This window comes from Conchiformibius steedae, assembly GCF_014054725.1.
Classification (GTDB): Bacteria; Pseudomonadota; Gammaproteobacteria; order Burkholderiales; family Neisseriaceae; genus Conchiformibius; species Conchiformibius steedae.
The window spans coordinates 994,287-1,018,782 of the sequence record NZ_CP059563.1 but is presented as its reverse complement, the minus strand read 5'-3'; the positions used below and the strand labels follow the sequence as shown (position 1 = coordinate 1,018,782).

At 47.2% G+C, this 24,496-nt stretch carries 25 protein-coding genes; 3 read left to right on the top strand and 22 right to left on the bottom strand.

Going from position 1 to position 24,496, the window contains the following annotated elements:
• Positions 1-11: 11 nt before the first annotated feature.
• The 16 genes from lepB to pilM all read right to left on the bottom strand — a co-directional run bounded on the left by lepB (position 12) and on the right by pilM (position 13,620).
• A complete protein-coding gene (gene lepB, locus H3L98_RS05590; RefSeq protein ID WP_051532051.1) occupies positions 12-1,004 on the bottom strand; it encodes a signal peptidase I in 993 nt (330 codons plus the stop codon).
• 86 nt (positions 1,005-1,090) lie between these two features.
• A complete protein-coding gene (locus tag H3L98_RS05585) occupies positions 1,091-1,696 on the bottom strand; it encodes a nucleotidyltransferase family protein (protein ID WP_051531940.1) in 606 nt (201 codons plus the stop codon).
• A 12-nt stretch (positions 1,697-1,708) separates the two neighbouring features.
• Complete coding sequence (locus H3L98_RS05580; protein WP_051531939.1) at positions 1,709-2,077, bottom strand: HepT-like ribonuclease domain-containing protein; 369 nt, start codon at positions 2,075-2,077, stop codon at positions 1,709-1,711.
• Between the two features lie 12 nt (positions 2,078-2,089).
• On the bottom strand, positions 2,090-2,380 hold the full coding sequence (locus tag H3L98_RS05575) for a nucleotidyltransferase family protein (protein ID WP_027021129.1): 291 nt from the start codon (positions 2,378-2,380) through the stop codon (positions 2,090-2,092).
• 146 nt (positions 2,381-2,526) lie between these two features.
• Positions 2,527-3,141, bottom strand: a complete 615-nt coding sequence (locus H3L98_RS05570) for a hypothetical protein (protein WP_027021128.1) — start codon at positions 3,139-3,141, stop codon at positions 2,527-2,529.
• Positions 3,142-3,214: 73 nt separating this feature from the next.
• Positions 3,215-5,008: a translation elongation factor 4 gene (gene lepA, locus H3L98_RS05565; RefSeq protein ID WP_027021127.1), complete on the bottom strand. Its 1,794-nt coding sequence runs from the start codon at positions 5,006-5,008 to the stop codon at positions 3,215-3,217.
• Positions 5,009-5,132: 124 nt separating this feature from the next.
• A complete protein-coding gene (locus H3L98_RS05560; protein ID WP_027021126.1) occupies positions 5,133-5,369 on the bottom strand; it encodes a glutaredoxin family protein in 237 nt (78 codons plus the stop codon).
• Positions 5,370-5,438: 69 nt separating this feature from the next.
• Positions 5,439-6,050, bottom strand: coding sequence for a peptidylprolyl isomerase (locus H3L98_RS05555; RefSeq protein WP_156932264.1), 612 nt, complete (start codon positions 6,048-6,050; stop codon positions 5,439-5,441).
• Between the two features lie 38 nt (positions 6,051-6,088).
• Complete coding sequence (locus H3L98_RS05550) at positions 6,089-6,544, bottom strand: ProQ/FINO family protein (protein ID WP_027021124.1); 456 nt, start codon at positions 6,542-6,544, stop codon at positions 6,089-6,091.
• A gap of 67 nt (positions 6,545-6,611) precedes the next feature.
• Positions 6,612-7,685, bottom strand: a complete 1,074-nt coding sequence (gene aroB, locus H3L98_RS05545; RefSeq protein WP_027021123.1) for a 3-dehydroquinate synthase — start codon at positions 7,683-7,685, stop codon at positions 6,612-6,614.
• Positions 7,666-8,211: a shikimate kinase gene (locus H3L98_RS05540; RefSeq protein WP_246327849.1), complete on the bottom strand. Its 546-nt coding sequence runs from the start codon at positions 8,209-8,211 to the stop codon at positions 7,666-7,668. The genes aroB and H3L98_RS05540 overlap by 20 nt, the downstream gene beginning before the upstream one ends.
• Positions 8,212-8,263: 52 nt before the next feature.
• Positions 8,264-10,402, bottom strand: a complete 2,139-nt coding sequence (locus H3L98_RS05535) for a type IV pilus secretin PilQ (RefSeq protein WP_027021121.1) — start codon at positions 10,400-10,402, stop codon at positions 8,264-8,266.
• A gap of 27 nt (positions 10,403-10,429) precedes the next feature.
• Positions 10,430-10,963: a pilus assembly protein PilP gene (locus tag H3L98_RS05530; RefSeq protein WP_027021120.1), complete on the bottom strand. Its 534-nt coding sequence runs from the start codon at positions 10,961-10,963 to the stop codon at positions 10,430-10,432.
• Positions 10,964-10,978: 15 nt separating this feature from the next.
• Positions 10,979-11,620 carry a type IV pilus inner membrane component PilO gene (locus tag H3L98_RS05525; RefSeq protein WP_027021119.1) on the bottom strand — a complete coding sequence of 214 codons (642 nt, stop codon included), beginning with the start codon at positions 11,618-11,620 and terminating at the stop codon, positions 10,979-10,981.
• A 25-nt stretch (positions 11,621-11,645) separates the two neighbouring features.
• On the bottom strand, positions 11,646-12,359 hold the full coding sequence (locus H3L98_RS05520; protein WP_051531938.1) for a PilN domain-containing protein: 714 nt from the start codon (positions 12,357-12,359) through the stop codon (positions 11,646-11,648).
• A gap of 127 nt (positions 12,360-12,486) precedes the next feature.
• On the bottom strand, positions 12,487-13,620 hold the full coding sequence (pilM, locus tag H3L98_RS05515) for a type IV pilus biogenesis protein PilM (RefSeq protein WP_027021118.1): 1,134 nt from the start codon (positions 13,618-13,620) through the stop codon (positions 12,487-12,489).
• A gap of 134 nt (positions 13,621-13,754) precedes the next feature.
• On the opposite strand from pilM, the gene H3L98_RS05510 reads away from it, so the two are divergent.
• Positions 13,755-16,022, top strand: coding sequence for a penicillin-binding protein 1A (locus tag H3L98_RS05510; RefSeq protein ID WP_084481824.1), 2,268 nt, complete (start codon positions 13,755-13,757; stop codon positions 16,020-16,022).
• Between the two features lie 56 nt (positions 16,023-16,078).
• Here H3L98_RS05510 and clpP read toward each other — a convergent pair whose 3' ends face one another.
• On the bottom strand, positions 16,079-16,714 hold the full coding sequence (gene clpP / locus H3L98_RS05505) for an ATP-dependent Clp endopeptidase proteolytic subunit ClpP (RefSeq protein ID WP_027021117.1): 636 nt from the start codon (positions 16,712-16,714) through the stop codon (positions 16,079-16,081).
• Positions 16,715-16,786: 72 nt separating this feature from the next.
• Positions 16,787-18,097: a trigger factor gene (gene tig / locus H3L98_RS05500; RefSeq protein WP_027021116.1), complete on the bottom strand. Its 1,311-nt coding sequence runs from the start codon at positions 18,095-18,097 to the stop codon at positions 16,787-16,789.
• A gap of 181 nt (positions 18,098-18,278) precedes the next feature.
• Between tig and H3L98_RS05495 the strand changes: the two genes are divergently transcribed.
• Together H3L98_RS05495 and H3L98_RS05490 are read left to right on the top strand one after the other, a co-directional pair.
• Positions 18,279-19,124, top strand: coding sequence for a 23S rRNA (adenine(2030)-N(6))-methyltransferase RlmJ (locus tag H3L98_RS05495; protein WP_027021115.1), 846 nt, complete (start codon positions 18,279-18,281; stop codon positions 19,122-19,124).
• 21 nt (positions 19,125-19,145) lie between these two features.
• Positions 19,146-20,114 carry a class 1 fructose-bisphosphatase gene (locus H3L98_RS05490; RefSeq protein ID WP_027021114.1) on the top strand — a complete coding sequence of 323 codons (969 nt, stop codon included), beginning with the start codon at positions 19,146-19,148 and terminating at the stop codon, positions 20,112-20,114.
• Positions 20,115-20,153: 39 nt separating this feature from the next.
• Here H3L98_RS05490 and H3L98_RS05485 read toward each other — a convergent pair whose 3' ends face one another.
• The 4 genes from H3L98_RS05485 to H3L98_RS05470 are packed head-to-tail and all read right to left on the bottom strand — an operon-like array spanning position 20,154 to position 24,492.
• Complete coding sequence (locus H3L98_RS05485; RefSeq protein ID WP_027021113.1) at positions 20,154-22,046, bottom strand: polysaccharide biosynthesis protein; 1,893 nt, start codon at positions 22,044-22,046, stop codon at positions 20,154-20,156.
• A gap of 19 nt (positions 22,047-22,065) precedes the next feature.
• Entirely contained in the window at positions 22,066-23,244 is a 1,179-nt protein-coding gene (locus H3L98_RS05480) for a DegT/DnrJ/EryC1/StrS family aminotransferase (RefSeq protein ID WP_027021112.1), read from the bottom strand.
• A gap of 5 nt (positions 23,245-23,249) precedes the next feature.
• On the bottom strand, positions 23,250-23,891 hold the full coding sequence (locus tag H3L98_RS05475; RefSeq protein WP_034332966.1) for an acetyltransferase: 642 nt from the start codon (positions 23,889-23,891) through the stop codon (positions 23,250-23,252).
• Positions 23,884-24,492 (bottom strand): sugar transferase, encoded by a 609-nt coding sequence (locus H3L98_RS05470; protein ID WP_034332963.1) that lies wholly within the window; start codon positions 24,490-24,492, stop codon positions 23,884-23,886. Before H3L98_RS05470 ends, H3L98_RS05475 begins: the two co-directional genes overlap by 8 nt.
• Positions 24,493-24,496: the final 4 nt, after the last annotated feature.

Here is a 24,496-nt window from a genome sequence, read left to right as displayed (position 1 = left end):
GCAATATCATATCAGCGAATCACACCACCGATGCGTTTCATATCACCCAAATTCAACCAAATCACAAAAGCCTTACCCACCATCAACTTATCATCTACAAAACCCCAATAGCGCGAATCCGCGCTGCTGTCGCGGTTGTCGCCCATGGCAAAATACTGACCTTCAGGCACGGTGCAGCGGAACGCGCTGCCGTCTTCGGCATACTGGCAATGCTGTAATAAATGGTCGGGTAGGTTTTTATCGGTAATTTCCTGACGGTAATGATTAAAAGTAGCAGGGTCCACAGGACTGTTATCTTCTTTTTTCAATACATCAAACTCACGCCCTTCAAAACCTGCCTGAAAACGCTGTGCTTCATTTTGCACATCGGGCAGATTATCATCTTGATAAGTATATGCCCCCACCGCCGTGTCTTTTTCGGGCTTGCCATTTACAGTTAAGATTTTATCCTTATATTCAACCACATCACCTGGAACACCCACAATGCGCTTGATATAATTCACTTTTGGGTCTAGCGGATAATTAAACACCGCCACATCGCCACGCTGCACCTTGCCCGTGGGCAGCAGCACATTGTTTAACACAGGCACGCGCACCCCGTAAGAAAACTTATTCACCAGAATAAAATCGCCCTTGACCAAGCCGGGGCGCATGGAACTGGACGGAATTTGAAACGGCTCGGCAATAAAGGTACGCAGCACAAACACCACCGCAATAATCGGAAAAAATCCCGCCATATAATCACGAAAATGATTGCTGTCCTGCCATTCCATCTGCTGCACGGGCAAACGTCGGCGCACCAGCTTTGCCCACACCCACACCACGCCCGTAAATACGGTAAACACCAGCAAAACAGCGGTAAAACTCCACTCTAAGCCAAACGCCATCAGCCCAAACCCGCCAACCATCGCCAGCAGATAGCCCCATTGCAAGGCACTCCCCCACTCACCCGCTTCGTTGCGCTGCTTACTGCTGCGCCACACCAGCAAAGCCCCCGCCACCATCAGCGCACAGGCAGAAGCAGTGGGATAAGCCGATAAAAACACGAATAGGTCTTTTAAATGAGTTGATAAAAATGTCAATGAATCTTTCAATTGTTTGTCTCCGAATCATTAAATGGTTGCAACGCCCTTACAAACGCCCGTTTATACGCCCTGTGGCTGCAGATATTGGCTTTGGCATCGTGTTCGTCCCAAATCTGCAATTCCCACGGATAATAAAAATTGCTGCCGTTTTTAAAATAAACATGAATGCCTACATAATCATCCACATCACGCAAATACCAGTTTTTTAAACCGTATTCGGTTTTCCAATCATCCAGCCTTGCCAACACCTGCGCCACCGCTTCAGACGGCAAAATCACCCGCGCCCCGAAAATATCATTCAAAATATTATTCACGGGATATTGGTTTTCGCGCTGCAGATAACGGCTGATTTTATCGTGTATGCTTTCGGCAGTTTTCACACGGTAAAAAAAATCAATGCCGCGCGTATCGGCAAACGCCAGATAATCGTTAATCGCTTCGTGCAACACCAAGCGGTAAGTCAAAATATGCTCCACGGGCACTTTATGCAAAGTATGCGCCAAATTGATTTTTTGCACTTTGCCCGTTTCAAAATAATCCTGCGAATAATGCTGGTGGATTAAATTGATTTCGCGAATCAGACGCTCGGTTTTGTGTAAATCGGTTTCCATGATTTTTTGGTTTCAGGCTGCCTGAAAATGGTTTCCAAACTGCTCAATCAAAGCTGCCAACTGATTTTTTAACAAAGGAATCAATTGATTTGCCGTTTCGTAAATTACCACAAAATCCAATTCAAAATAGCCGTGTGCAATAACATTCCGCATACCGCGCATCGGTTTCCATTCAATTTGCGGATTGTTCTCAATAAACTCCGCATCTTTTTGATGAATGGTATTGGCCACCTCACCCAATGCCAATAAACTCATGGCAACCGCATTTTGCGTGCGCTTGTCATTTAAAAAATCATCCAATGCCATACCTTCAATAAAGCTTTGAATATCTTCGCATAAGCCATACATTCTCTGCAAATAATCGGGTGTCCGCTCGTTCATTACCTTTCCTTTTTATAATGGCTTAGCTTCCCGCAATACTTGGGCGCGAAATGTTTCAGGCAGGCTGCGCGGCGTGAGAACGTCCACTTTAATACCCAATAATTCTTCAAATGCCATTTGTAAGCCGCTCAAATCAAACAAAGTGGTCTGCCGCAACGGATCCAACAAAATATCCAAATCGCTGTTTTCATGATCCGTGCCTTTGGCAACCGAACCGAATACGCGCACATTGTCTACCGCAAATTGTCGGCTGATGACTAATAATTCAGTACGATGCTGTTGCAGTAACTCTGACGGTTTCATGGTTATTCCTTTTTTCAGGCTGCCTGAAAATGGTTTCCCGCATAATTAGTAGCTTGGATTGGAAATCTAATAACCGTTTTGCGAAATCAAACAGATTGCTAGTTTTCCACTAAGCTTCAACCCAAGCTACTCATATACCCCCTAATTTAGGATGATTTTTCTTTTTTGGTTAGAGTTGGTTTTGGTATATTTGTTTCAATCAACAATTGTCTAGTTGAATCTTTAGCACCTTGTATCACTTTATCACTTATATCACCCTGAGTACATTTAAAAACATAATCTTTTAAGTAATTAAATAAATCAACAGATTTATTAACATCCCAAAAAGGTGGTTCATTAGATTTAGAAAAATATACTTTTGGAATACTGCAATCATAAGGACAATCCATTACAACATAATGTTCAGTTATATCACTCATTTTTTTGCATTGACACTCCAAATCCCTATCCCTTTGCAGCTTTAGAACATTATTTTTAGCCTGAACAAGGACTGCTTTTTCAAAAGTCCCAGCAGCATCATGCCATTTAAAAACCATACCAATATCAATCCCAGTATGACTTTCTGCACTTGATCGTCCTCTATCATTTGAAACAGAAAATTGAAATTTAATGTATTGTTCATCAAATTCAATCTTCTCTCCAGATAACTTACCAAAAAATGCAGCAGTATAATTAGGCTCATTGTTAAATTGTTTTCTATTTATTTTTTTAGCTGTATTTTCCAATAATTCTTCTAATTTTATTAACAATTCATCATTCATGATTTATACCTTTCACACAGTAGCTTATGCTTTTTATTTTCAAGCTAGCTGAACAATATAGCTAGTTTGAAACCTACTTATCCCCCACCTGCAAAATCGCCAAAAACGCGCTTTGTGGAATTTCCACATTGCCTACCTGCTTCATGCGGCGTTTACCTGCTTTTTGTTTTTCCAGCAGTTTTTTCTTACGGGTAATATCGCCGCCGTAGCATTTTGCCAATACGTTTTTACGCAGGGCTTTCACATTTTCACGGGCAATAATTTGGCTGCCGATAGAAGCTTGTACTGCAATATCAAACATTTGGCGCGGAATAAGTTCACGCATTTTCGCGGCAAGTTCACGCCCACGGTGTACCGAGCTTTGACGGTGCACAATCAGGCTTAAAGCGTCCACTTTTTCGCCGTTTACCATAATATCCAATTTAATCAAATCGGAAGGTTGGAACTCTTTAAATTCGTAATCCAAAGAGGCATAACCGCGCGAGGTGGATTTGAGTTTGTCAAAAAAGTCCATTACCACTTCGTTCATCGGCAAATCGTAGGTCAACATCACTTGACGACCAAGGTATTGCATATTGACTTGCACGCCGCGTTTTTGGTTACACAGGGTCATTACATTGCCGACATAATCCTGTGGAACAAGAATGGTGGCGGTAATAATCGGCTCTAAAATGGTTTCAATTGTGCCGATATCAGGCAGTTTGGACGGATTTTCCACTTCAATTTGTTCGCCGTTTTTCAGGATAACCTGATACACCACCGTAGGCGCGGTGGTAATCAAATCCATATCAAATTCGCGTTCCAAACGTTCCTGCACAATTTCCAAGTGCAATAAGCCCAAGAATCCGCAACGGAATCCAAAACCCAAGGCTTGCGACACTTCGGGTTCAAATTTCAGGCTGGCATCGTTTAATTGCAGTTTTTCCAAGGCATCGCGCAGGGCTTCGTAATCGTGGCTTTCTACGGGGTAAAGTCCTGCAAATACTTGGCTTTGCACTTCTTTAAAGCCTGCCAAAGGTTCGGCGGCGGGGTTGGCGGACAGGGTTACGGTGTCGCCCACTTTTGCCTGACCCAGTTCTTTGACACCGGTAATCAAAAAGCCCACTTCGCCCGCGCTTAATTCGGTTTTATTAACGGATTTGGGGGTGAACACGCCCAGTTGCTCCACCTGCGTTTCGGCTTTGGTGGACATAAAACGGACTTTGTCTTTGAGTTTGAGCTTGCCGTTTTTAACGCGAATCAGCATCACCACGCCGACATAGTTGTCAAACCATGAATCGATAATCACGGCTTGCAGGGGCGCATCGGGGTCGCCTTCGGGCGCGGGAATTTTGGCAACAATTTCTTCTAATACGTCTTGCACGCCCAAGCCGCTTTTGGCGGAACAGGTTACTGCACCCACGGCATCAATACCGATAATGTCTTCAATTTCTTGGGCAACGCGGTCGGGGTCGGCAGCAGGCAGGTCAATTTTATTTAATACGGGGACAACTTCCACGCCCAAATCAATGGCGGTATAGCAGTTGGCAACGGTTTGCGCTTCCACACCCTGCGATGCGTCCACCACCAGCAACGCGCCTTCACACGCCGACAGGGAACGGGAAACTTCGTAAGAAAAATCAACGTGTCCGGGAGTGTCAATCAGATTCAGCAGATAGGTTTCGCCGTTTTTGGCGGTGTAATTCAGCGCGGCGGTTTGGGCTTTAATGGTAATGCCGCGCTCTTTTTCAATATCCATGGAATCCAGCACCTGCGTGCTCATTTCGCGCAAATCCAAGCCGCCGCAGTATTGAATAAAACGGTCGGCAAGGGTGGATTTACCGTGGTCGATGTGGGCGATAATGGAGAAATTTCGGATGTTTTTCATAATTTGTTCAACGTGTGGGCGCAAAGACAGATAAAACGGCTTATTTTAACGGAAACGCCGCCAAGCTGCCTGAAAAATTACGGTTTGACGGGTCAGCCTGATGGGATTGGGGAAAATCGGCAGCCTAAAGGCTGTCCAAATATGCTTGTAATTTGGCTTCGTCCAAATGCCAATGGCAAATTTCGTTATCGCCATGCAACAACACGGGAACCAATTCATTATATTTGGTTTCTAACTCTGGAAAATCATCAATTTCAATGATTTCCAATTCAAAACCGTAACGCGCCTGCCACGGTGCAAGCGCATCGCGCATGTGGTGGCACAGGCTGCAATATTCGCGGAACATCAGGGTTAAAATCATTTCACTTTTCTCTATATCGTTATTCAAAACAAAAACCTGCCAAAGTAGCAGGTTTTTGCTTCAAACAGCTTATTGTTGCGGCGCAGTGCTTACCGTCAAACTGCGGATACGCACAGGCTCAACGGGAACATTTTGGTGTCCCATGTGGTCGCGGGTACGCACTTTGGCAATTTTATTCACCACTTCCATGCCCGAAATCACTTTACCAAACACGGCATAGCCGTAACCTTGGCGGGTTTTGCTGGTGTGATTTAGGAAGTCGTTATCCGCCACATTGATAAAAAACTGGCTGCTTGCCGAATGGGGGTCGGCGGTACGCGCCATGGCAATGGTGCCAATGTCGTTGGTCAAACCGTTATCGGCTTCGTTGGCGATGGGCGCGGCGGTGGGTTTTTCCTGCATTTCGGCGGTAAAACCGCCACCTTGAATCATAAAACCGTCAATCACACGATGAAAAATCGTGCCGTTGTAAAAGCCTTGCTCAGCATAGGCTTTGAAATTGGCAACGGTTTGCGGGGCTTTTTGCGCGTCCAATTGCACAACGATTTTGCCGTAATCGGTGTCAATCACGGCTTGGTTGTGTTGTTGCGCCTGCGTGCTTGGAGCGGCGGGCGCAGCATTAGACGGCGCTTGGGCGGAAGGCTCGGCTTGGGTGGCACTGCCGCAGGCTGCCAACACCATTGACAGCACAACAGATTGCACCAAAATCATTTTTTTCATCATGATGCTTCGCTTTCTTGCTGTTCAGCAGCTTCAGCGGCAGCAGGCGTATTTTGTGCCTGACGGCGGGCAGCGGCTTCGGCACGGCGGGCGTCTTGTTTTTCAATGGCTTCTTTAATTCCCGGTTGCGACAAGGCAAATGCTTGTTCTTCAGGGCTGACTTCGCCTTGGAAGCGGTTGTTCAAATTAAAACGCTTACCGCCACGCGCCACGGCTTTCACATAACGCGGACGGCGGCAGTGGTTGGACAATACGCGGTTAATGATTTGGGGGTCAAACTGGGGCAAAGCCTGCGCCAGTTCCTGCTCAATGCCCACCGCCAGCGGACGGGTGCGCTTAAACACTTCGTATTTGTTGTAAATATATTCCGCTACCATTTCGGTTTGACGGCGTTTGCTCATGGTTTGTACCGCCTGTTTCAGGGCTTCGCCCAAAGCAGTGTGCTGATTGGTCATCAAAAATTCCTTTAATCCTACAAGGGATTGATGTGGTTGGATAAAAAATATTTTTAAAATAAAATAGTTATGCAGCGGCAAGCATGTCCCGCAACAAGGCTTCATCATCTATCGCAGTGATTTGCGCCTGCCCTAAACGGCTCAAGGTCACAAAACGCATTTGCCCGTGTTGGACTTTTTTGTCGTGGCGCATATGCCCCAGCCAGCGTTCAAACGGAAAATCAGGTGCTTGCACAGGCAAATCAGCGGCTTGCAACACGCGGCGCACACGCGCCACATCGTCATCATTCAGATAACCCAAACGCTGCGACAGCTTCGCCGCCAATACCATGCCCGCAGCCACTGCTTCGCCGTGCAACCAAGTACCGTAACCCGTTTCCGCTTCAATGGCGTGTCCGAAAGTATGCCCCAAATTCAAATAGGCACGCACGCCCTGCTCGGTTTCGTCCTGCGCGACAATTTCGGCTTTCATGCGGCAGCAGTGCGCCACGGTTTGCGCCAAGGCATCGGCATCTTTTGCCATCAGCAACGGCATTTGCGTTTCCAATTGTTGCAAAAACGCGGCATCGCCCAATAAGGCGTATTTAATCACTTCTGCCATGCCTGCGGAGAACTCGCGCGGCGGCAGCGTGTTCAACGTGTCCAAATCGGCAATCACGGCTTTGGGCTGGTAAAACGCGCCAATCATGTTTTTTCCCAAAGGGTGATTGACGGCGGTTTTACCGCCCACAGAAGAATCCACTTGGCTCAATAAGGTGGTGGGAATCTGTATCAGCGGCACGCCGCGTTGATAGGTTGCCGCCGCAAAACCCGCCGTATCGCCCACCACGCCGCCGCCCAATGCCAAAACCGCCGTTTGACGGTCGGCGCGGTGTTCCAGCAGCGCATCATAAATTTTGCCCAGCGACTGATGGTTTTTATGCACTTCGCCATCTTCCAACACCACGGCAAAAGTATCCACGCCGTTGTCGCGCAACAGGGCAGTCAGCGCATCCAAATACAGCGCAGCCACAGTATCGTTGGTCACAATAGCGGCTTTTTTGCCAATATGGGGCGCAAACAGCGAAAAATCTGCCAACAAGCCTTTGCCGATGTGAATCGGATACGGCTGCGAAGGCGTATCAACCTGCAAAGTCTGCATTTTGCTGATTCCTTAAAAGCATATCAAGAAGTTGTTTAAACGTGGAAAAATAAGCATCATTGCCCACATCCAACACACAATGTGCGGTTTGGCGGTACAGCGGGTCGCGCACACGGTACAGCTCGCGCAAGGTTTGTAAAGGGTCGTCCACCTGCAACAGCGGACGGTTACGGTCGTGGCAGGTGCGCTCAAACAAAATTTCAGGCGGAACATGCAGATACACCACCGTTCCCCGTTCGCGCAAACAGGCACGGTTTTGCGGACGCAACACCGCGCCACCGCCCGTTGCCAACACAATGCCCGACAAAGCCGTCAATTCGTCAATGATTTGGCATTCGCGCTCACGAAAACCGTCTTCGCCCTCCCATTCAAAAATGGTAGGAATGGAAACGCCTGTTTTTTCACACAATGCTTGGTCGCTGTCAAAAAACGGACGTTGCAAACGCGCTGCCAATTGCTTACCCAAACTGGTTTTACCCGCGCCCATCAAGCCGATAAAAAAAATATTGCCTGCCATAGAGTTCATGGCAGGCATTTTAGCGCAAACGCTATCAATATAGAATTTTATTTTGCGCGGATTAATAACGCATTACATTGCTTTCGCCACCCATAATGCGCGGGGTGATAAAGAACAGCAATTCATTGCGGCTGTGGTTGCGTCCGCGCGACTTGAACAGGTTGCCTACCACCGGCAAATCGCCCAACAAAGGCACTTTGCTGACGGTGTTATCAAACACTTCCTGATACACGCCGCCCACCACCAAAGTACCGCCGTCTTCAATCATCGCCTGTGTTTTCACTTCGCGCTTGGCAATCGCAGGTTCGCCGTTGATGTTACGCAAAGAACGGTCCACGTCGTTTTTGCTGACCAGCACATCCAAAATCACTTTGCTGTCGGGGGTGATGCGCGGAGTCACTTTCAAGGTCAAAGCCGCTTGTTTAAATGCAGTGGTATAGCCGTTGTCGCTACGGGTTTGGTAGGGAATTTCCAAACCTTGTACGATTTCCGCTTCTTTACCGTCTTGCGTTAAAACGCGCGGGCTGGAAATGGTTTTGGAACGGTTGTCCGTTTCCATGGCAGACAGTTCCAAGCCCAATGCGCCCGAAGCCACAGAACGCACCAGAGAAATGGTGTTTACCGCTGCCGATGCGGGCAGATTCACATTTGGATTCAACAAAGTGGTGTTGGCACTGCCCAAAGCGGCATTGCGGTTGTTGATGGCGGCATCCAAATCATTACCAATGGCGGTTGCACCACGACGCGCATAGCCGAAGCGGATACCCAAATCGCGCGACACGCCTTCTGCGGCTTCCACAATCCGCGCTTCCACCATTACTTGCTTGGCAGCCACGTCCAATTCGGCAATCAGCGCTTCAAATTTTTTCACTACTTTGGCAACGTCCGTTACAATCAAGGTGTTGGTGGACGGGTCAATCATGGCATTGCCGCGCTCGCTCAACATATTGCCGCTGCCTTTACCGTCGCCGCTGCCCAGTTTCAGAATATCGCGGAATTCTTCCACATTTTTGTATTTCAACTGGAAGGTGCGCGATACCAAAGGTTCGTATTTTTCGCGTTCCTGTACGGATTTAAGTTCTTCCTGAATGCGTTTTTGCAGTTCTTCACGCGGGGCGATGCGAATGATATTGCCTTGTTGGGCTTTGTCCAAATCATAGGTATCCAACACCAGCGCCAATGCCTGATCCCACGGCACGTCTTTCAGCGACAAGGTCATTTTGCCTTGAACGGCATCGCTGGCAACAATGTTCATACCCGATTCTTTTGCCAAAATCTGCAAAATGGTACGCACATCGATGTTTTGGAAATCCAAAGAAATGCGTTTGCCGGAAAAGCTTTGTTTGCTGTTTTTCGGTTTGAAACCTGCTTCGCCCAATATCGAACTTAAAGCGGGCGAAATGCGGATTTCGTTGCGTCCGTTGCTGTTGCGGACACGGTGGTCCCATTTGCCGCCGCTGCGTACGGTAATTTGGGTGTCGTTACCCACACGGCGCACCAGCACATTACGCACGGGGGTGTTAAACGAGGAAACATCGAGATTTTTTTGGTCGGCTGCCGACAGGGGGTAGTTTTTCAGCGTAACCACAATGCGGTCGTTCAATACTTTTACCTGCGGCTGTCCGTCATACGCAGACGAATATTGTACGACACCGGTTTTGTTCGGACCGGTTACGAAATTGACGTTCAAAGGTGCGTTGCCGCCGAAAGAATCGTTGGGTGCGGGCATCTCGCTGCTGCCGCTGTCTGCCTGCTCGGTGGCTTTGCTGCTTTTTTTACCGCCTTTTTTGCTTTCGGCAACCGGCGGGGCGGAACTGCCGCTGCTTTCGCTCACATACACCCATACTTCGTCGCCTTTGATTTCGGTGTCGTACTGACCTTCTTTGCTCAGGCTCAAGGAAATGCGGGCGCGTTCGTTATCGTCGGCAGCGATAATGTGGTTCAACAGCGAATCGTTGTAAGAAAGCTGTTTTTGCGGCAATTGAATTTTGGTGCCGGCAAAATCCAAGGCAATGCGCGAAGGGGTGGTATAAATAAAACCGCTGGGCTTGGTGATGTCTTTGTCAAATTTGACTTTGATGACACGCCGCTGGTCGGGCAGCACCGATACGTTGATGTCGGTAATATTGCCTGCGTAAGCCGCTTGTACCGCCAAGCTCAGTGCCAGCACCGGAACTGCTTTTTTAAAAGTAAGTTTCATAAATTAACCTCTTTCAATTTAAAAAATTTAATTATTATTTACCGCATTTTCGGTTTCCGCATCGGCGGCGGGAATCAGCTTGGCTTCACGGTTTACCCAGTTGCCTAAAGAATCTTCCACCGTTTCGCGCAAGGTAATCTGGTCGGCGGTAATACGCACGATACGTCCGTAGTTTTTGCCCATGTGGTTGCCCGGTTTCACCGTGTAAACATGACCTTCCACTTCCACCAAACCCGATAAGGCATTGCCGCTGCCAATCACACCCACAAATTTTAAGGTGTTCAAATCATAGTTTTCCAACACTTCTTTGGCACGGTTGACATCAGGCGCATTGCCTACCTGATAGTTTGAACGCATACGCTGTACGCTGAATGCGTGCGGGCTGATGTGCGGCGGCGGTGTGTATTCCACGGTTTGTACCGGTGCGGGCGGCTGCGGTTTCTGTACCCGCAGTTTGGCTTCCTGTTTGGCCTGTTCCATCCAGTTTTGCAGGTCTTCGTGTTCGTCCAAACAGCCCGCCAACACAAAAACCAAAGGAATCATTAGTAATTTGGCTTTCATTCTCTCATCCTGTCCTTATTGTGCCGAAGAAGCGGCGCCGCTGGCTGCAGATGCTGCCGATGCAGGGTTGGCATCAATGGCTTTATAGGTGCTGGCCACTGCGCTCAACTGCAATTTGCTGCCGGTTTTTTTACTTTGTTCGCCAGGGGCTTCGTTAATGGTAATGTTTGACAAAGTGACGATACGCGACATTTTGCCCACATCACGCAAAAACTGCGCCAGCTGCTCGTAAGAACCCACCACCGAAATGGTAAACGGCAAACGCTGAATGCTGGAATCTTCGCTTACCGGCTGTTGCGGAATTACCGCGCTCATGGTCAGACCGTTTTGTGCTGCTGCCTGATACAGCTCTTGAATCAGGCTGGGGATTTCAGACGACGTGGGCAGTTTTTTAATCAGATTGGCAATGGATTCTTCAATCATTTTCAGCTCAATCTGCAAATTTTCCAGATTGGCTGCCTGACGGCTTTGGTCCACATATTGTTCTTTTAAAGTAACTTCTTCTTCCTTCGCGGTTTGCAGCGTTTCCCACTGTTCTTGGAACATCAGCACAAAGCCCGCCACCAGCAGCAGCACCGCCACCAGCAGTGCGATAAAAAACTGAACCGGCTTGGGTGCCAGATGCAGCTTCTGCATATCCAATTCGTTCATATTCATTCTTTAACACTCCGTGTTGAAAAGGTTATTGTGCTTGTGCCGGCGATGCGGGGGGTTCGGCAGCGGTATCGGCAGGCGGCGCAGAAGCGGCAGCAGGCGGTTCGGACGGTGCGGCTTGCGCACCGTCATCAGCAGGCACCACAGGCTTGGGCGCAACCGAAGGCGGCGGCAGCAAAGATTGGTCTGCCAGCGTGGATCTTAAAATAAATTTTTGCGAATCTTCGGTTTTGGCAATTTCCACCAGTTCGGGCAGGTTAAACATACCCGTACTGGGCAGCGCCGCCATCAGCAAAGCCACTTTATTGTCGCTCAACGCACGCCCTTCAATGGTGTACTCATCTTTTCCGGTACTGCCGCTGCTGTTGGTGTCGCCGCCTTTCAGCTGTACCAGATACGCACCGTCAGGCACCACCTGATTCAGGCTGTCCACAATACGCGCCCCGTCAAAGCGTTTGTTGTCCAATTCTTCCACTTTTTTCTTGCGCTCAAGAAAACGTTCCTTATCGGCACGCAGTGTTTGAATGGTGGCGATTTCCTTTTTCAAAGACTCTATACCGTCCTGCAGGCTTTGGTTGCGGCTGTTTTGGTGTTCAACGGCCTTGTCCAGCACCATATACACCCCGCCGCAGAGCAAAGCGCCCAGCAAAAAGCCGCCTGCCAAAATATTTTGAAACTGCTTCTTCTGCTTCATTTCCCGCAATTCACGATAGGGAAGCAGGTTGACTTTAATCAGATTCATCAAAATTCCTTTGTGGTTTGAAACCCCGCCATAACTAGCGGTAAAATAAGCCTATTTGGGCGGGGCATAACCCTGTCCAAATCAGGGGTTGTGTGCTTGATGTGCCAACCCTGTGTATTGCAACAAACTAGAACAATCCTCTCAACGCCAAACCGAATGCCGTGGTCAATCCATTGGCATCCTCTTCAAGTTGCTCGTCGCTTACTTTTGCCTTAATGTTTGCCGACAACACCGGTGCCAACTCTTGCGTAGGAATTTCCGTTTGCAGACGCACCACTTCCACCAGCCCCGAATGCGCCACACAGCCGCTGCCGCTCAAAAAGATGCGCTGAATGCTGGAATCGCTGTGGCTGCGCGTGGTCATAAAAAACTGCATCACACGCTGCACTTCCTGTGCCACCTGCATATTGAAATAATCGCTTACTTCCACCTTATATTCTTCGGGGCGTTGGCGGCGGCCCGCAATCATTTCCAAAGCCTCTTCTTCGGTGGTCTGATAAGTGCGCTGAATCAGCTGCACCAATTGGTCCAAACCGAAATTGCTTTCGTGACGGTACAGGATTTTACCCCCCTCCACCACCAAAGCCTTCATCACCACATCGCCGATATCAAACAATACCACGCGCTCTTGGAAAAACTCATTGTCGTGCATTTCGTTCACATAGGCATAGGCGTTAAACAGCGCAAACACGTCCACATCCACATTAGTAACGGTTAATCCCGCATCTTCCACCAAATCCACATAACGGTCCACGTTTTCGGTTTTTGCTGCCACCATCAACACAGGCTCTTCAGGAGACGAACCGTGATGTGGCAACATTTGCCAATCGTAGCGCATTTCGTCCAACGCGCCCACACGCACCACTTCCGCTTCCACCAATTCCTGAATTGTCAGTTCGCTGTCGGGCGAAAACTGCAGGTTGGTCTCAATCGTTACCGAGCCCATCGGCAGGGCAAGATTAACCGACTTACAGCCCGTTTTCAACTTGCCGTAGCAGTGTTGCAATTGGGATACAAGCGTGTCAAAATTCGTAATCTCGGTACCCGAAATCACACCCTGCGGCAAAGGCTCAATGGCATATTTATCCACCTGTACCTGATTACCGCCTTTGCCCGAAAGCTGAATCATTCGGATATTATTTTGCCCGATATCGAGTCCGATAACGGTTTTACCCGAAATGCCCGCAGCCGATTTGGCAGAAGATTTCTTTGCCTTTTCAGCTTTTTTACCAGTATTTTTATCGGTTTTCTTAAAACGCATGATTTAAAATCCTTACCTGACGCATGAAAGCATTTATAATAGCAACGTCCGCAGTCCGTTCCCATCCAGTAACAAAAACTGGGCTTATTTTACTTTATTTAAAAAAACTGATGGCAACTTTTTATTAAAAAATCATGATTAAAAATTTCCTCCTCACCATTTTAGGGCTTGTTTTGGGGCTGTTTTTGTTTACAGTCGGTCTGATTACCGTTGCGGTTTTGGTAACTTACCCCAAACTGCCCGAGCTTGATGCCGTCAAACACTACCAGCCCAAAGAGCCTTTAACCATTTATTCGTCAGACGGCGTGATTATCGGCACTTACGGCGACGAGCGCCGCGCCTTTACCCCGATTGACCAGTTTCCCAAAGTGTTGAAAGACGCAGTAATCGCCGCCGAAGACAAACGCTTTTACGAACACTGGGGCGTGGACGTGGTGGGCGTGGGTCGCGCCATGATGAGCAATTTGCGCGGCGGACACAAACAGGGTGCCAGTACCATTACCCAACAGGTGGCGCGTAATTTCTACCTTACCAACGAACGCACGCTCACGCGCAAATTCAATGAAGCCTTGCTCGCCTACAAAATTGAGCGCAGCCTCACCAAAGACCAAATTTTAGAACTTTATTTCAATCAAATCTACCTCGGTCAGCGTGCTTATGGTTTTGCATCGGCTGCCAAAATTTATTTTAACAAACCTGTTCAAGACCTTACCTTGGCAGAAGCCAGTATTTTGGCAGGCTTGCCCAAAGCCCCGTCCACCTTTAATCCGATTGTCAATCCCGAACGCGCCCGTTTACGTCAGGAATACATTCTCAACAATATGGTGGATTTGGGCATGATTGCACCACAGCAGCGTCAAGACGCACTGGCGGAAGAGCTGCATTACGAACGCTACCGTTTGCTGATTGACCAAAACTCGCTGTATGTTGCAGAAATGGCACGCCAAACCCTGTATGAAAAATACGGCGAAGACGTGTACACGCAAGGCTTCAAAGTTTATACCACTGTCAGCACTGCTCATCAAAAAGTCGCCACCGCAGCCATGCGTAAGGCATTGCGTAATTTTGACCGCGGCTCGTCCTATCGTGGCGCAGAAGAACAACTGGATTTAAGCCAAATGGAAGACGTGGAAGACGGTATCGAACAATACCTCGCCAATACCTATACCGTTGAAAATATGGTGCCTGCGGTGATTACTTCGGTAAACAGCAAAGGGGTGAAAATCCACATGCAGGGCGGTGTGCAAGCCGTGATGACCTTAAACGATATGGGCATGGCACGCAATGCCATCGGTAACAAACGCTTGGGCGACAATGCCTTAAAAGCAGGTTCGGTCATTCGTGTAACCAAAACGGGAAACAACCGCTGGACGGTGGTGCAACAACCCGCCATTCAGGGTGCGTTGATTTCTATGGAAACCGAAACAGGCGCGATTCGTGCTGTGGTGGGTGGTTACGACTACCATTACAAAACCTTTAACCGCGCCACCCAAAGTATCCGCCAACCCGGTTCAACCTTCAAACCCTTTGTTTATTCGGCAGCTTTATCACGAGGCATGACCCCTTCCACTATGGTAAACGATGCGCCGCTGAATATCCGCGGTTGGCAGCCGAAAAACTCTGACGGCTATTACGCGGGCATGATTAGTTTGCGCTTGGCACTGACCAAATCCAAAAACACGGTATCGGTGCGCATTGCGCAAGCCATGGGTGTGGATTACCTGCGCAGCTATGCAGAACGTTTCGGCTTCCGCGCCAATCAGTTACCGCCGTCTTTACCTTTGGCATTGGGTGCAGGTTCGGCAACCCCGCTGCAAATGGCGGAAGGCTATGCGGTATTTGCCAACGGCGGTTACAAGGTTTCAGGCTATGTGATTGACAAGATTTACGACACCAAAGGCAATTTACGCGCCGAAATGCACCCCTTGGTGGCACGTCAAAACGCCCCTCAAGTAATTGACCCGAAAAATGCTTCCATGATGACGTCCATGTTGCAGGACGTGGTGCGCTCGGGTACGGGTGCGCGCGCCAATGCCCTCGGACGCAGCGATATTGCCGGCAAAACGGGTACAACCAACGACTTTAAAGATGCGTGGTTTGTGGGTTACAACCCGAAAGTGGTAACTGCTGTTTATATCGGTTACGACAAGCCCACCAGCATGGGACGGCGCGGTTTCGGCGGCACGCTCGCTTTGCCCGTGTGGGTAGATTATATGCGTTTTGCCTTAAAAGGCATGCCGATTCAAAGTTTTAAATCAGGCGGTTCAAGCAGCAAAAAAGAAACGGCTGCCAATGCACAACCGCAAGCACGCCCAAAAAAACGCAAAGCGGCAGCAGAAGACAGCGAAGCAGCACCCAAGCCCGCCAAGCGCAAAACAGAAAATCTTGAAATTACCGATTAAGAAATAAACAACGGCAGGAATTACTTTCCTGCCGTTGTGTTTTCTATGGCTTTAATCTAAACGGATTGCGCCTGTACCGCATCAGCACGGGCAGTAATTACCTTGTCTACCAAACCGTAAGCCGCCGCTTCTTCTGCCGACATAAAATTATCACGGTCGGTGTCACGCTCAATGCGTTCCAAGCTTTGTCCCGTATGCTGCGCCAGCAATTCATTTAACTTGCCTTTCAGCTTCAACAGCTCACGTGCATGGATTTCAATATCGGAAGCCTGTCCGCCCAAGCCGCCGCTAATCAAAGGCTGATGAATCATCACACGGCTATGCGGCAACGCAAAACGTTTGCCTTTCGCGCCAGCCGACAGTAAAAACGCGCCCATGCTCGCCGCCTGACCCAAACACAGCGTTTGCACATCGGGCTTGATAAAATTCATGGTATCGTACACCGACATCCCCGCCGTTACGCTGCCACCGGGGCTGTTAATGTAAAAATAAATATCTTTATCAGGGTTTTCGCTTTCCAAAAACAGCATTTGCGCCACCACCAAATTGGCAGTATGGTCGTTTACCGGACCAATCAAAAAAATAATCCGTTCTTTCAATAAGCGCGAATAAATATCAAATGCGCGTTCACCGCGACCGCTCTGCTCAATCACAGTCGGAATCAGCGTATTGTTTAAAATATCGGGTATCATATTGTTTCCTTAAATTTTCTGATAAAAAAGCACCCAAGCAGACGCTCCGGTGCTTTTCGGGGCAAACAGCGTTTACGCTGCGCCGCTCATCACTTCGTCAAATGACAGCGCTTGTTCGGTGACTTTGGCTTTACCAAATACAAACTCTACCACATTGGCTTGCAATGCCAAATTGGTCGGCTCTTGCAAACGCTCGCGGTCAGAGAAGTACCAATCCACCACTTCTTGCGGGTCTTCATAGCTTTCAGCAAATTCCAACACAATGTTTTTCACTTGCTCTTCAGTGGGTTGCAATTTGTTTTGCTCAATCAGCTCAGGCACGATTAAACCCAATGCCACATTTTGCTCGGCACGGTCGGTAAACATGGCAGCGGGCAAATCCAGATTTTGCGCGTCCAAACCTTGACGTGAGAAGTTTTCACGCATTTCCGCAGCCAAACGTTCAGCTTCGTCTGCCACCAAAGCACGAGGCAGTTGCAAAGGCACATGCTGGCGCAAAGCCGTCATTACCGCATCGGCATTTTTGGCGGCTACACGGCGTTTGGCTTCGCGGGAAACGTTTTTCAGGATTTCGGCGCGCATTTTCGCCAAATCGCCGTCTTCAATACCCAAGGCTTTGGCAAACTGCTCATCTACTTCAGGCAGTTCAGCTTCGGCAACATTGTTTACGGTAATATTAAATACAGCCGTTTTGCCTGCCACGTCTTTGCCGTGGTAGTCCTCGGGGAAGTTTACCGATACTTCTTTGCTTTCGCCTTCTTTTAAGCCCGATACGCCTGCTTCAAATTCAGGCAGCATCTGACCTTGTCCCAATACAAAAGCATAATTTTGTGCGCTGCCGCCTTCAAAAGGCACACCGTCAATCTTACCTTCAAAATCAATAATCACACGGTCGCCATCTTGCGCAGCGCGTTCCACGCGGGTGTAACGGGTGCGTTGTTTGCGCAGGATATCAATGGTTTTATCCACTTCAGCTTCACCCACTTCAATCGCGGCTTTGTTCACTTCCAAAGCAGACAAATCGCCGATGTTTACTTCGGGGAAGGTTTCAAATACAAATGCCACTTGGAAATCAGCAGCATCTTCTGCCTGACCTTCCACCGCGTCCAAACGCAGCAAAGCCGCCACAGCAATGTTTTGCTCGGCTACGGCTTGTTGGAAAGCCTGTTGCGCCAAGTCGTTCAACACTTCGTTTTGAATACCTGCGCCATACATGGATTCCACCATTTTCAAGGGCGCTTTGCCCGGACGGAAACCGTCAATCCGCACACGGCGGGCAGTGTCTTTCAAACGTTTTGCTGTTTCTGCGTTGATGTTTTCCCACGCAATGGAAACAACCAATTTACGTTCCAAATTTTCCAAATTTTCAACAGTTGCGCTCATGGCAGCCTTTCTTATTACCTAAAACAGATTGGGTTAATCAAATATTTTGAAATACGCCAGTTTATCACAATGTTTCCAGCGATGCGACAACACATCAGGCATTTATCCGATTTAAGCAGCAAAACCATGTTCAATCTGCCCAAAAATGACTAAAATAAGACTTTACGCCCGATTTTGCCCCATGCTCAGCTACCGCCACGCCTTTCACGCCGGCAATCACGCCGATGTACTCAAACACTTTATTTTATATTTGGTTTTGCAGTATTTTAACCGCAAAGACAAACCTTATTGGTATATCGACACCCACGCCGGTGCAGGTTTATACGACTTAAACGGCAAAGAAGCACAAAAAATCGGCGAATACCATCACGGCATTGCCCGCTTATACCAAGCCGCTGCCCTGCCCGATGATTTAGCGGATTTCGTTGTCCACTTAAAACATATTTTGCCTGCAGCACACCACTATTGCGGCTCGCCTTGGCTGGCACAAAGCCTGTTGCGCCCTACTGACAAACTGCGCCTGTTTGAACTGCATCCCAATGATTTTTCCCTATTAGACAACAATATGCGTGAAGCCCGATTGGGTCGCCGCGTGATGGTCAAACAACAAAACGGCTGGGAAGCCCTGCCTGCATTATTGCCGCCGCCACCCCGCCGCGCCGTGGTGCTGATTGACCCGCCTTACGAACAAAAACAAGATTATAGCCGCGCTGTTCATAGCTTACGCGATGCGCTCAAACGCTTTGCTCAAGGCTGTTATTTGCTTTGGTATCCCTGCCTCAGCCGCGAAGAAAGCCGCGCCCTACCCGTTCAATTAAGCAAATTGCTGCCCGATAACCATTTACACGCCGAATTACACGCCCACGCTCCCCGCAGCGACGGTTTCGGTATGCACGGCAGCGGCATGTTTATTCTCAATCCACCCTATCTTCTGGCGGAACAATTGCAAAAAACCTTACCCGTTCTGTGCCAACTGCTGGCACAAGACGACAAAGCCCATTTCAAACTCACATTTCACATCCGTTAAACCTTGATTTTGGAAGAAAATATGGAAAACTTGGCACAATTTCTCAAGCATCACGCCACCCAACATCATTTGCCCACCGACTTAACCGAAACCGTTGTCACCATCGCCGCCGCCTGCACCGAAATCAGCGCACAAGTGCGTTTGGGTGCCTTATCGGGCGTACTCGGCGCAGCCGGAACGGGCAATATTCAGGGAGAAGAACAAAAAAAATTAGATGTGATTGCCAATCATATTTTGATTGAAAAACTGAAATACAATCCCGCCGTAGCAGGCCTGGCCAGCGAAGAAGAAGACGATTTTGTCGCCGCCAATAAAAACGGAACATATTTGGTGCTGTTTGACCCCTTGGACGGTTCGTCCAATATTGATGTCAATATTTCCATTGGCACAATTTTTTCCGTATTGAAAAAACCCGAAGGCACACTCAAAACCGAACATTTCCTGCAAAAAGGACAAGAACAAGTTGCCGCAGGTTATGTGCTGTATGGTCCGCAAACTTTACTAGTGCTAACCTTTAAACAAGGCGTGGCGATGTTTACCTTAAACAACGATGGCGAATTTATCCATCAGCCTACCACCATTCACATCCCCGAACAGACTGCCGAATTTGCCATCAATATGTCTAACCAACGCCATTGGGAAGCCCCTGTACAACAATATATTAGCGAACTGTTGGCAGGCAGCACGGGGGTTCGCGGCAAAAATTACAATATGCGTTGGGTTGCCAGTATGGTGGCGGAAGTGCATCGGATTTTGATGCGCGGCGGCGTGTTTCTCTACCCCAAAGATGCCCGTGACCCGAATAAACCCGGCAAACTGCGCCTGATGTATGAAGCCAATCCTTTGGGTTTGGTGGTGGAGCAAGCTGGCGGCGCGAGCAGTAATGCCCGCCAGTCTATTTTAACCATCCAGCCTGAAAGCCTGCATCAGCGTGTTGCCGTTATTCTCGGTAGTAAAGAAGAAGTAAACTATATTCAAAGTAAACATTAACACAAAAGGCTGCCTGAAGTTTTCAGGCAGCCTACCGTTTTATTGTTTCGCATTCCAAACCACATCACAAATATCATCTACAGGTAGGAACGCCGTTGGTGCATTCAAAAGAATTTCACGGATTTCTGCAATATCATAATCATCACATGCAGTTTGCAAACGCAACAACAGCGGTTGCAATTCCGACCACGGCAACATCACTTCCATTGCCGTCATAATCTTTTGATGCGCGGTTTTTTCAACTGTGTCGCCAATCAACAATTCTTCATACAGTTTTTCACCGGGGCGCAAACCACTTAAACGAATTTCAATTCCATCTTCATCTTCAGGTGTTTTCAGCTTTTTACCCTTCAAATGAATCATGCGCACCGCCAAATCATAAATTTTTACTGGCTCACCCATATCCAAAACAAAAACATCGCCGTTTTTACCCATCGCACCCGCTTGAATCACCAACTGCGCCGCTTCGGGAATGGTCATAAAGTAACGGGTAATATCCTGATGGGTTAAGGTAATCGGTCCGCCCTGCATAATCTGCGCTTCAAATAAAGGCACAACCGAACCGGACGACCCCAACACATTACCAAAACGCACCATGGTAAAACGGGTGGAATGATTTTCCTGCGCCAAAGCCTGCAACACCAACTCTGCCATCCGCTTACTTGCCCCCATGGTATTGGTTGGGCGAACCGCTTTATCCGTTGAAATTAAAACAAAAGTTTCCACTTTCGCCGCAAGCGCCGCTTGAGCACAATACCACGTCCCCAACACATTATTGCGTACGCCCGATGCCACATTGTATTCCACTAAAGGCACATGTTTATACGCAGCCGCATGGTAAATGGTTTGCACCGAAAAAGTTTGCATCACTCTTTGCAAATCTGCCTGCGATTGAATCGTCCCGACAATCGGAATCAACTCCACCCCAGACTGTTCTGCCAAAGCATGCAATTCTTTTTCAAGACTGTATAAACCAAATTCGTTTACTTCAAACAAAATCAGCTTTTCAGGCTGCTGGCTTAAAATCTGACGGCATAATTCCGAACCGATTGAACCACCTGCGCCCGTTACCATAACTGTTTTCTGACGGATATTTTGCGCCAACAAACCTTCAATCGGCGGAACAGGGTCTCGCCCTAACAAATCCACGATATTGATTTCACGAATATCGGAAATATTTATTTTTCCATCAACCAGTTGGGTCAAACCAGGTAATTCAGTAATTTTTTTCCGCGCAGGCTCTAAAGTGTGAATAATCTCATTACGCCGTTGCCGTTCCACCGAAGGTAGCGCAATCAAAACTTCATCAATACCCAACTTGTCCAATAAAGGCATCGCCTGTTCTGGCGGATACACACGCAAACCACCTAAAATATTTTTAGACAATGCCACATCATCATCAATAAAAAATACCGGCAAATGCTCATCAGAACGCATCAAAGTTGCTGCAATCTGCTGTCCAGCCAAGCCTGCGCCATAGATGGCAATACGGCGGCGTGGCTTATCTGCCTGCAAATGCGCCTTAACCGTAAAACGGATAATACTTCGGCTAAACCATACCCACGCAAACATCATAAAACCAAACATCAGCGGAATCGAAGTCGGAATTACCGCAGGCGTGGCATAAGCCATCGCGTATAAACTTACCACTGTCAGCGCCGTTGCCACCGCCAGTTTGATAATAAATGCCTCATTAAAATTACGGACAATAAATCGGTATACCCCACAACCCAACAAACTGACCGTTGCCAACAATGATACCCACAAAGAACCGAATGCCACATTCGGCACCACTGGCGCGCCCAAATCAAACGCCCGCAATGCGTAGCAGAACCAAATCAAAATTGGAAATAACAAAAAATCCAAAATGATTAGGAATCCCTGCTTCAGCAATCGCGGGGCGGAAACAAAAGAAAAAAATAAAGATTTCACAACCAATCTGCTTTTGTATTTAGTTTTTTGACAAATCTTGAAGCACTTGTTCAATCGCCGCTACTGTCCGATTCATATCTTGCTCAGTTAAGGTAGGATGAACTAAAAACATCAAACTTTCTTCACCCAGCTTTTTCGCATTCGGCAAACGCTGCGCAGGACGCCAAGGCGTATCATCAAACGCATGTTCCAAATACACTTCCGAACATGAACCGCTATAACACGGAATACCCAACGAATTGATGGCTTCCATAATTTTGTCACGCGACCAATTTTCAGGCAGCTTGTCACTGTTTACCTGAACATAACACTTATATGCAGCATGCACATAATCCGATGAAGGACGATAAACCGTAAAATAAGACGATTGCTCAAATGCCTGCCAAATACGTTCCATATTTGCTTGACGTTTCGCCGTCCAATCAGGCATACGGGTTAATTGAATCCTTCCGATAGCTGCCTGAATTTCCATCATGCGCCAGTTCGTCCCAAACGAATCATGCACCCAGCGAAAGCCTGGCGGATGCTGTTTATGATAAACACTGTCATAACTTTTACCATGGTCTTTATACGACCACATTTTATTCCACAGTTGTTCATCATTGGTGGTAACCATGCCACCTTCACCACCAGTCGTCATAATTTTATCCTGACAAAACGACCACGCACCAATATGCCCGATTGAACCAGCAGAACGTCCTTTATACATCGCGCCATGTGCTTGCGCACAATCCTCAATGACATATAGATTTTTTTCTTGTGCAAATTGCATAATCGGATCCATATCACACATCCAACCTGCCAAATGCACACAAATAATTGCTTTGGTATTCGGGGTTAATACCGCTTCTATGGTAGAGCGGGAAATATCCTGTGAATCCAATTCCACATCGGCAAAAATCGGATTCGCGCCAGCTGTTACAATTGAACTGGCAGAGGCTAAAAATGTCCGTGAAGTAACAATTACATCATCACCATGCCCGATACCCAATGCCTTTAAAGCTACATCTAAAGCCACCGTACCATTCGCTAAAGCAACCGCATATTTACACTGTGCAAATGCTGCAAATTCTTTTTCAAACTCACGACATTCTTGCCCAGTCCAATAATTTACTTTATTAGATAATAAAACTTTAGAAATCGCATCTTGCTCTTCTTGAGTGAAACAAGGCCATGGATTTAAAGATATATTTAACATAGAATTTATCCTTTTCTTTCTAATTTCTTTGCCGGATTTCCTACTACAGTACAGTTACTATCTACATCATTGATGACAACTGTACCAGCCCCTACAATCACATTACAACCAATATGCACTTGTTGTTTCGTACATGCTCCAATACCTACCCAGCTACCCAAACCAACGGAAGTTCCCCCTGCCAAATGTGCTCCAGGACTAATATGGACAAAATCTTCTATAATACAATCATGATCAATACTGGATGAAGTATTCACAATACAACCATTCCCAATTACACAACCAGGATTTACCACCACTTTAGCAAAAAAAACATTCCCATCCCCGATTTGTGCTAATGAACTTATATAAGCCGTACTATGTATAATATTTGGCAAAGAAAAACCTAAAGCAAGGAATTTCTCAATATAATCTTTTCGAATCTTATTACAACCAATTGCCACAACCACATCATATTGTCTGGGCAAGAATATATTAGCCAAATCACTTATTGACCCACTATTTCTTATATCAGCAATAATAATTTCATTTACTGGCACTATATCATCAAAAAAAGTAATATTTTTCCAGACTTGCATACTACGAGCAGCATCTGCAACTACTTTACCATGACCTCCCGCACCAATAATTGCAAGCTTTTTATCCATTTTTATCTTTACCATTACCCATAAACTTAGGCATTGTTACATCATTACCAGCTGAAATACCCTCTTTAATCAAAACCTTCTTAACAGTCAGGAATAAAATTTTCATATCTAACCATAGAGATTGATTATCCACATACCAAACATCCAATTTAAATTTCTCCTCCCAGCTAATCGCATTACGACCATTCACTTGAGCCCAACCAGTTATACCTGGACGAACTTCATGCCGACGCTTTTGTTCATCATTATATAAAGGCAAATACTCCATCAATAATGGACGGGGACCAACTAAACTCATATCACCTTTTAAAACATTCCATAATTCTGGCAATTCGTCTAAACTACTGGCTCTCAATTTTGTACCAAAATCAGTTAAGCGCTCACTATCAGGCAAAAGATTGCCATCTCTATCCACAGCATCTCTCATTGTCCGAAATTTTAACATTTCAAAAGGCTTACCATCTAAACCAGGTCGAGTTTGACGGAACAATACAGGAGAGCCTAAATTTTTCTTCACAGAATAGAAAATAAAGATATACAAAGGAAAAAAGAAAATTAATACAATTAATGAAATAACAATATCAGCAAAACGTTTCAACATAGTG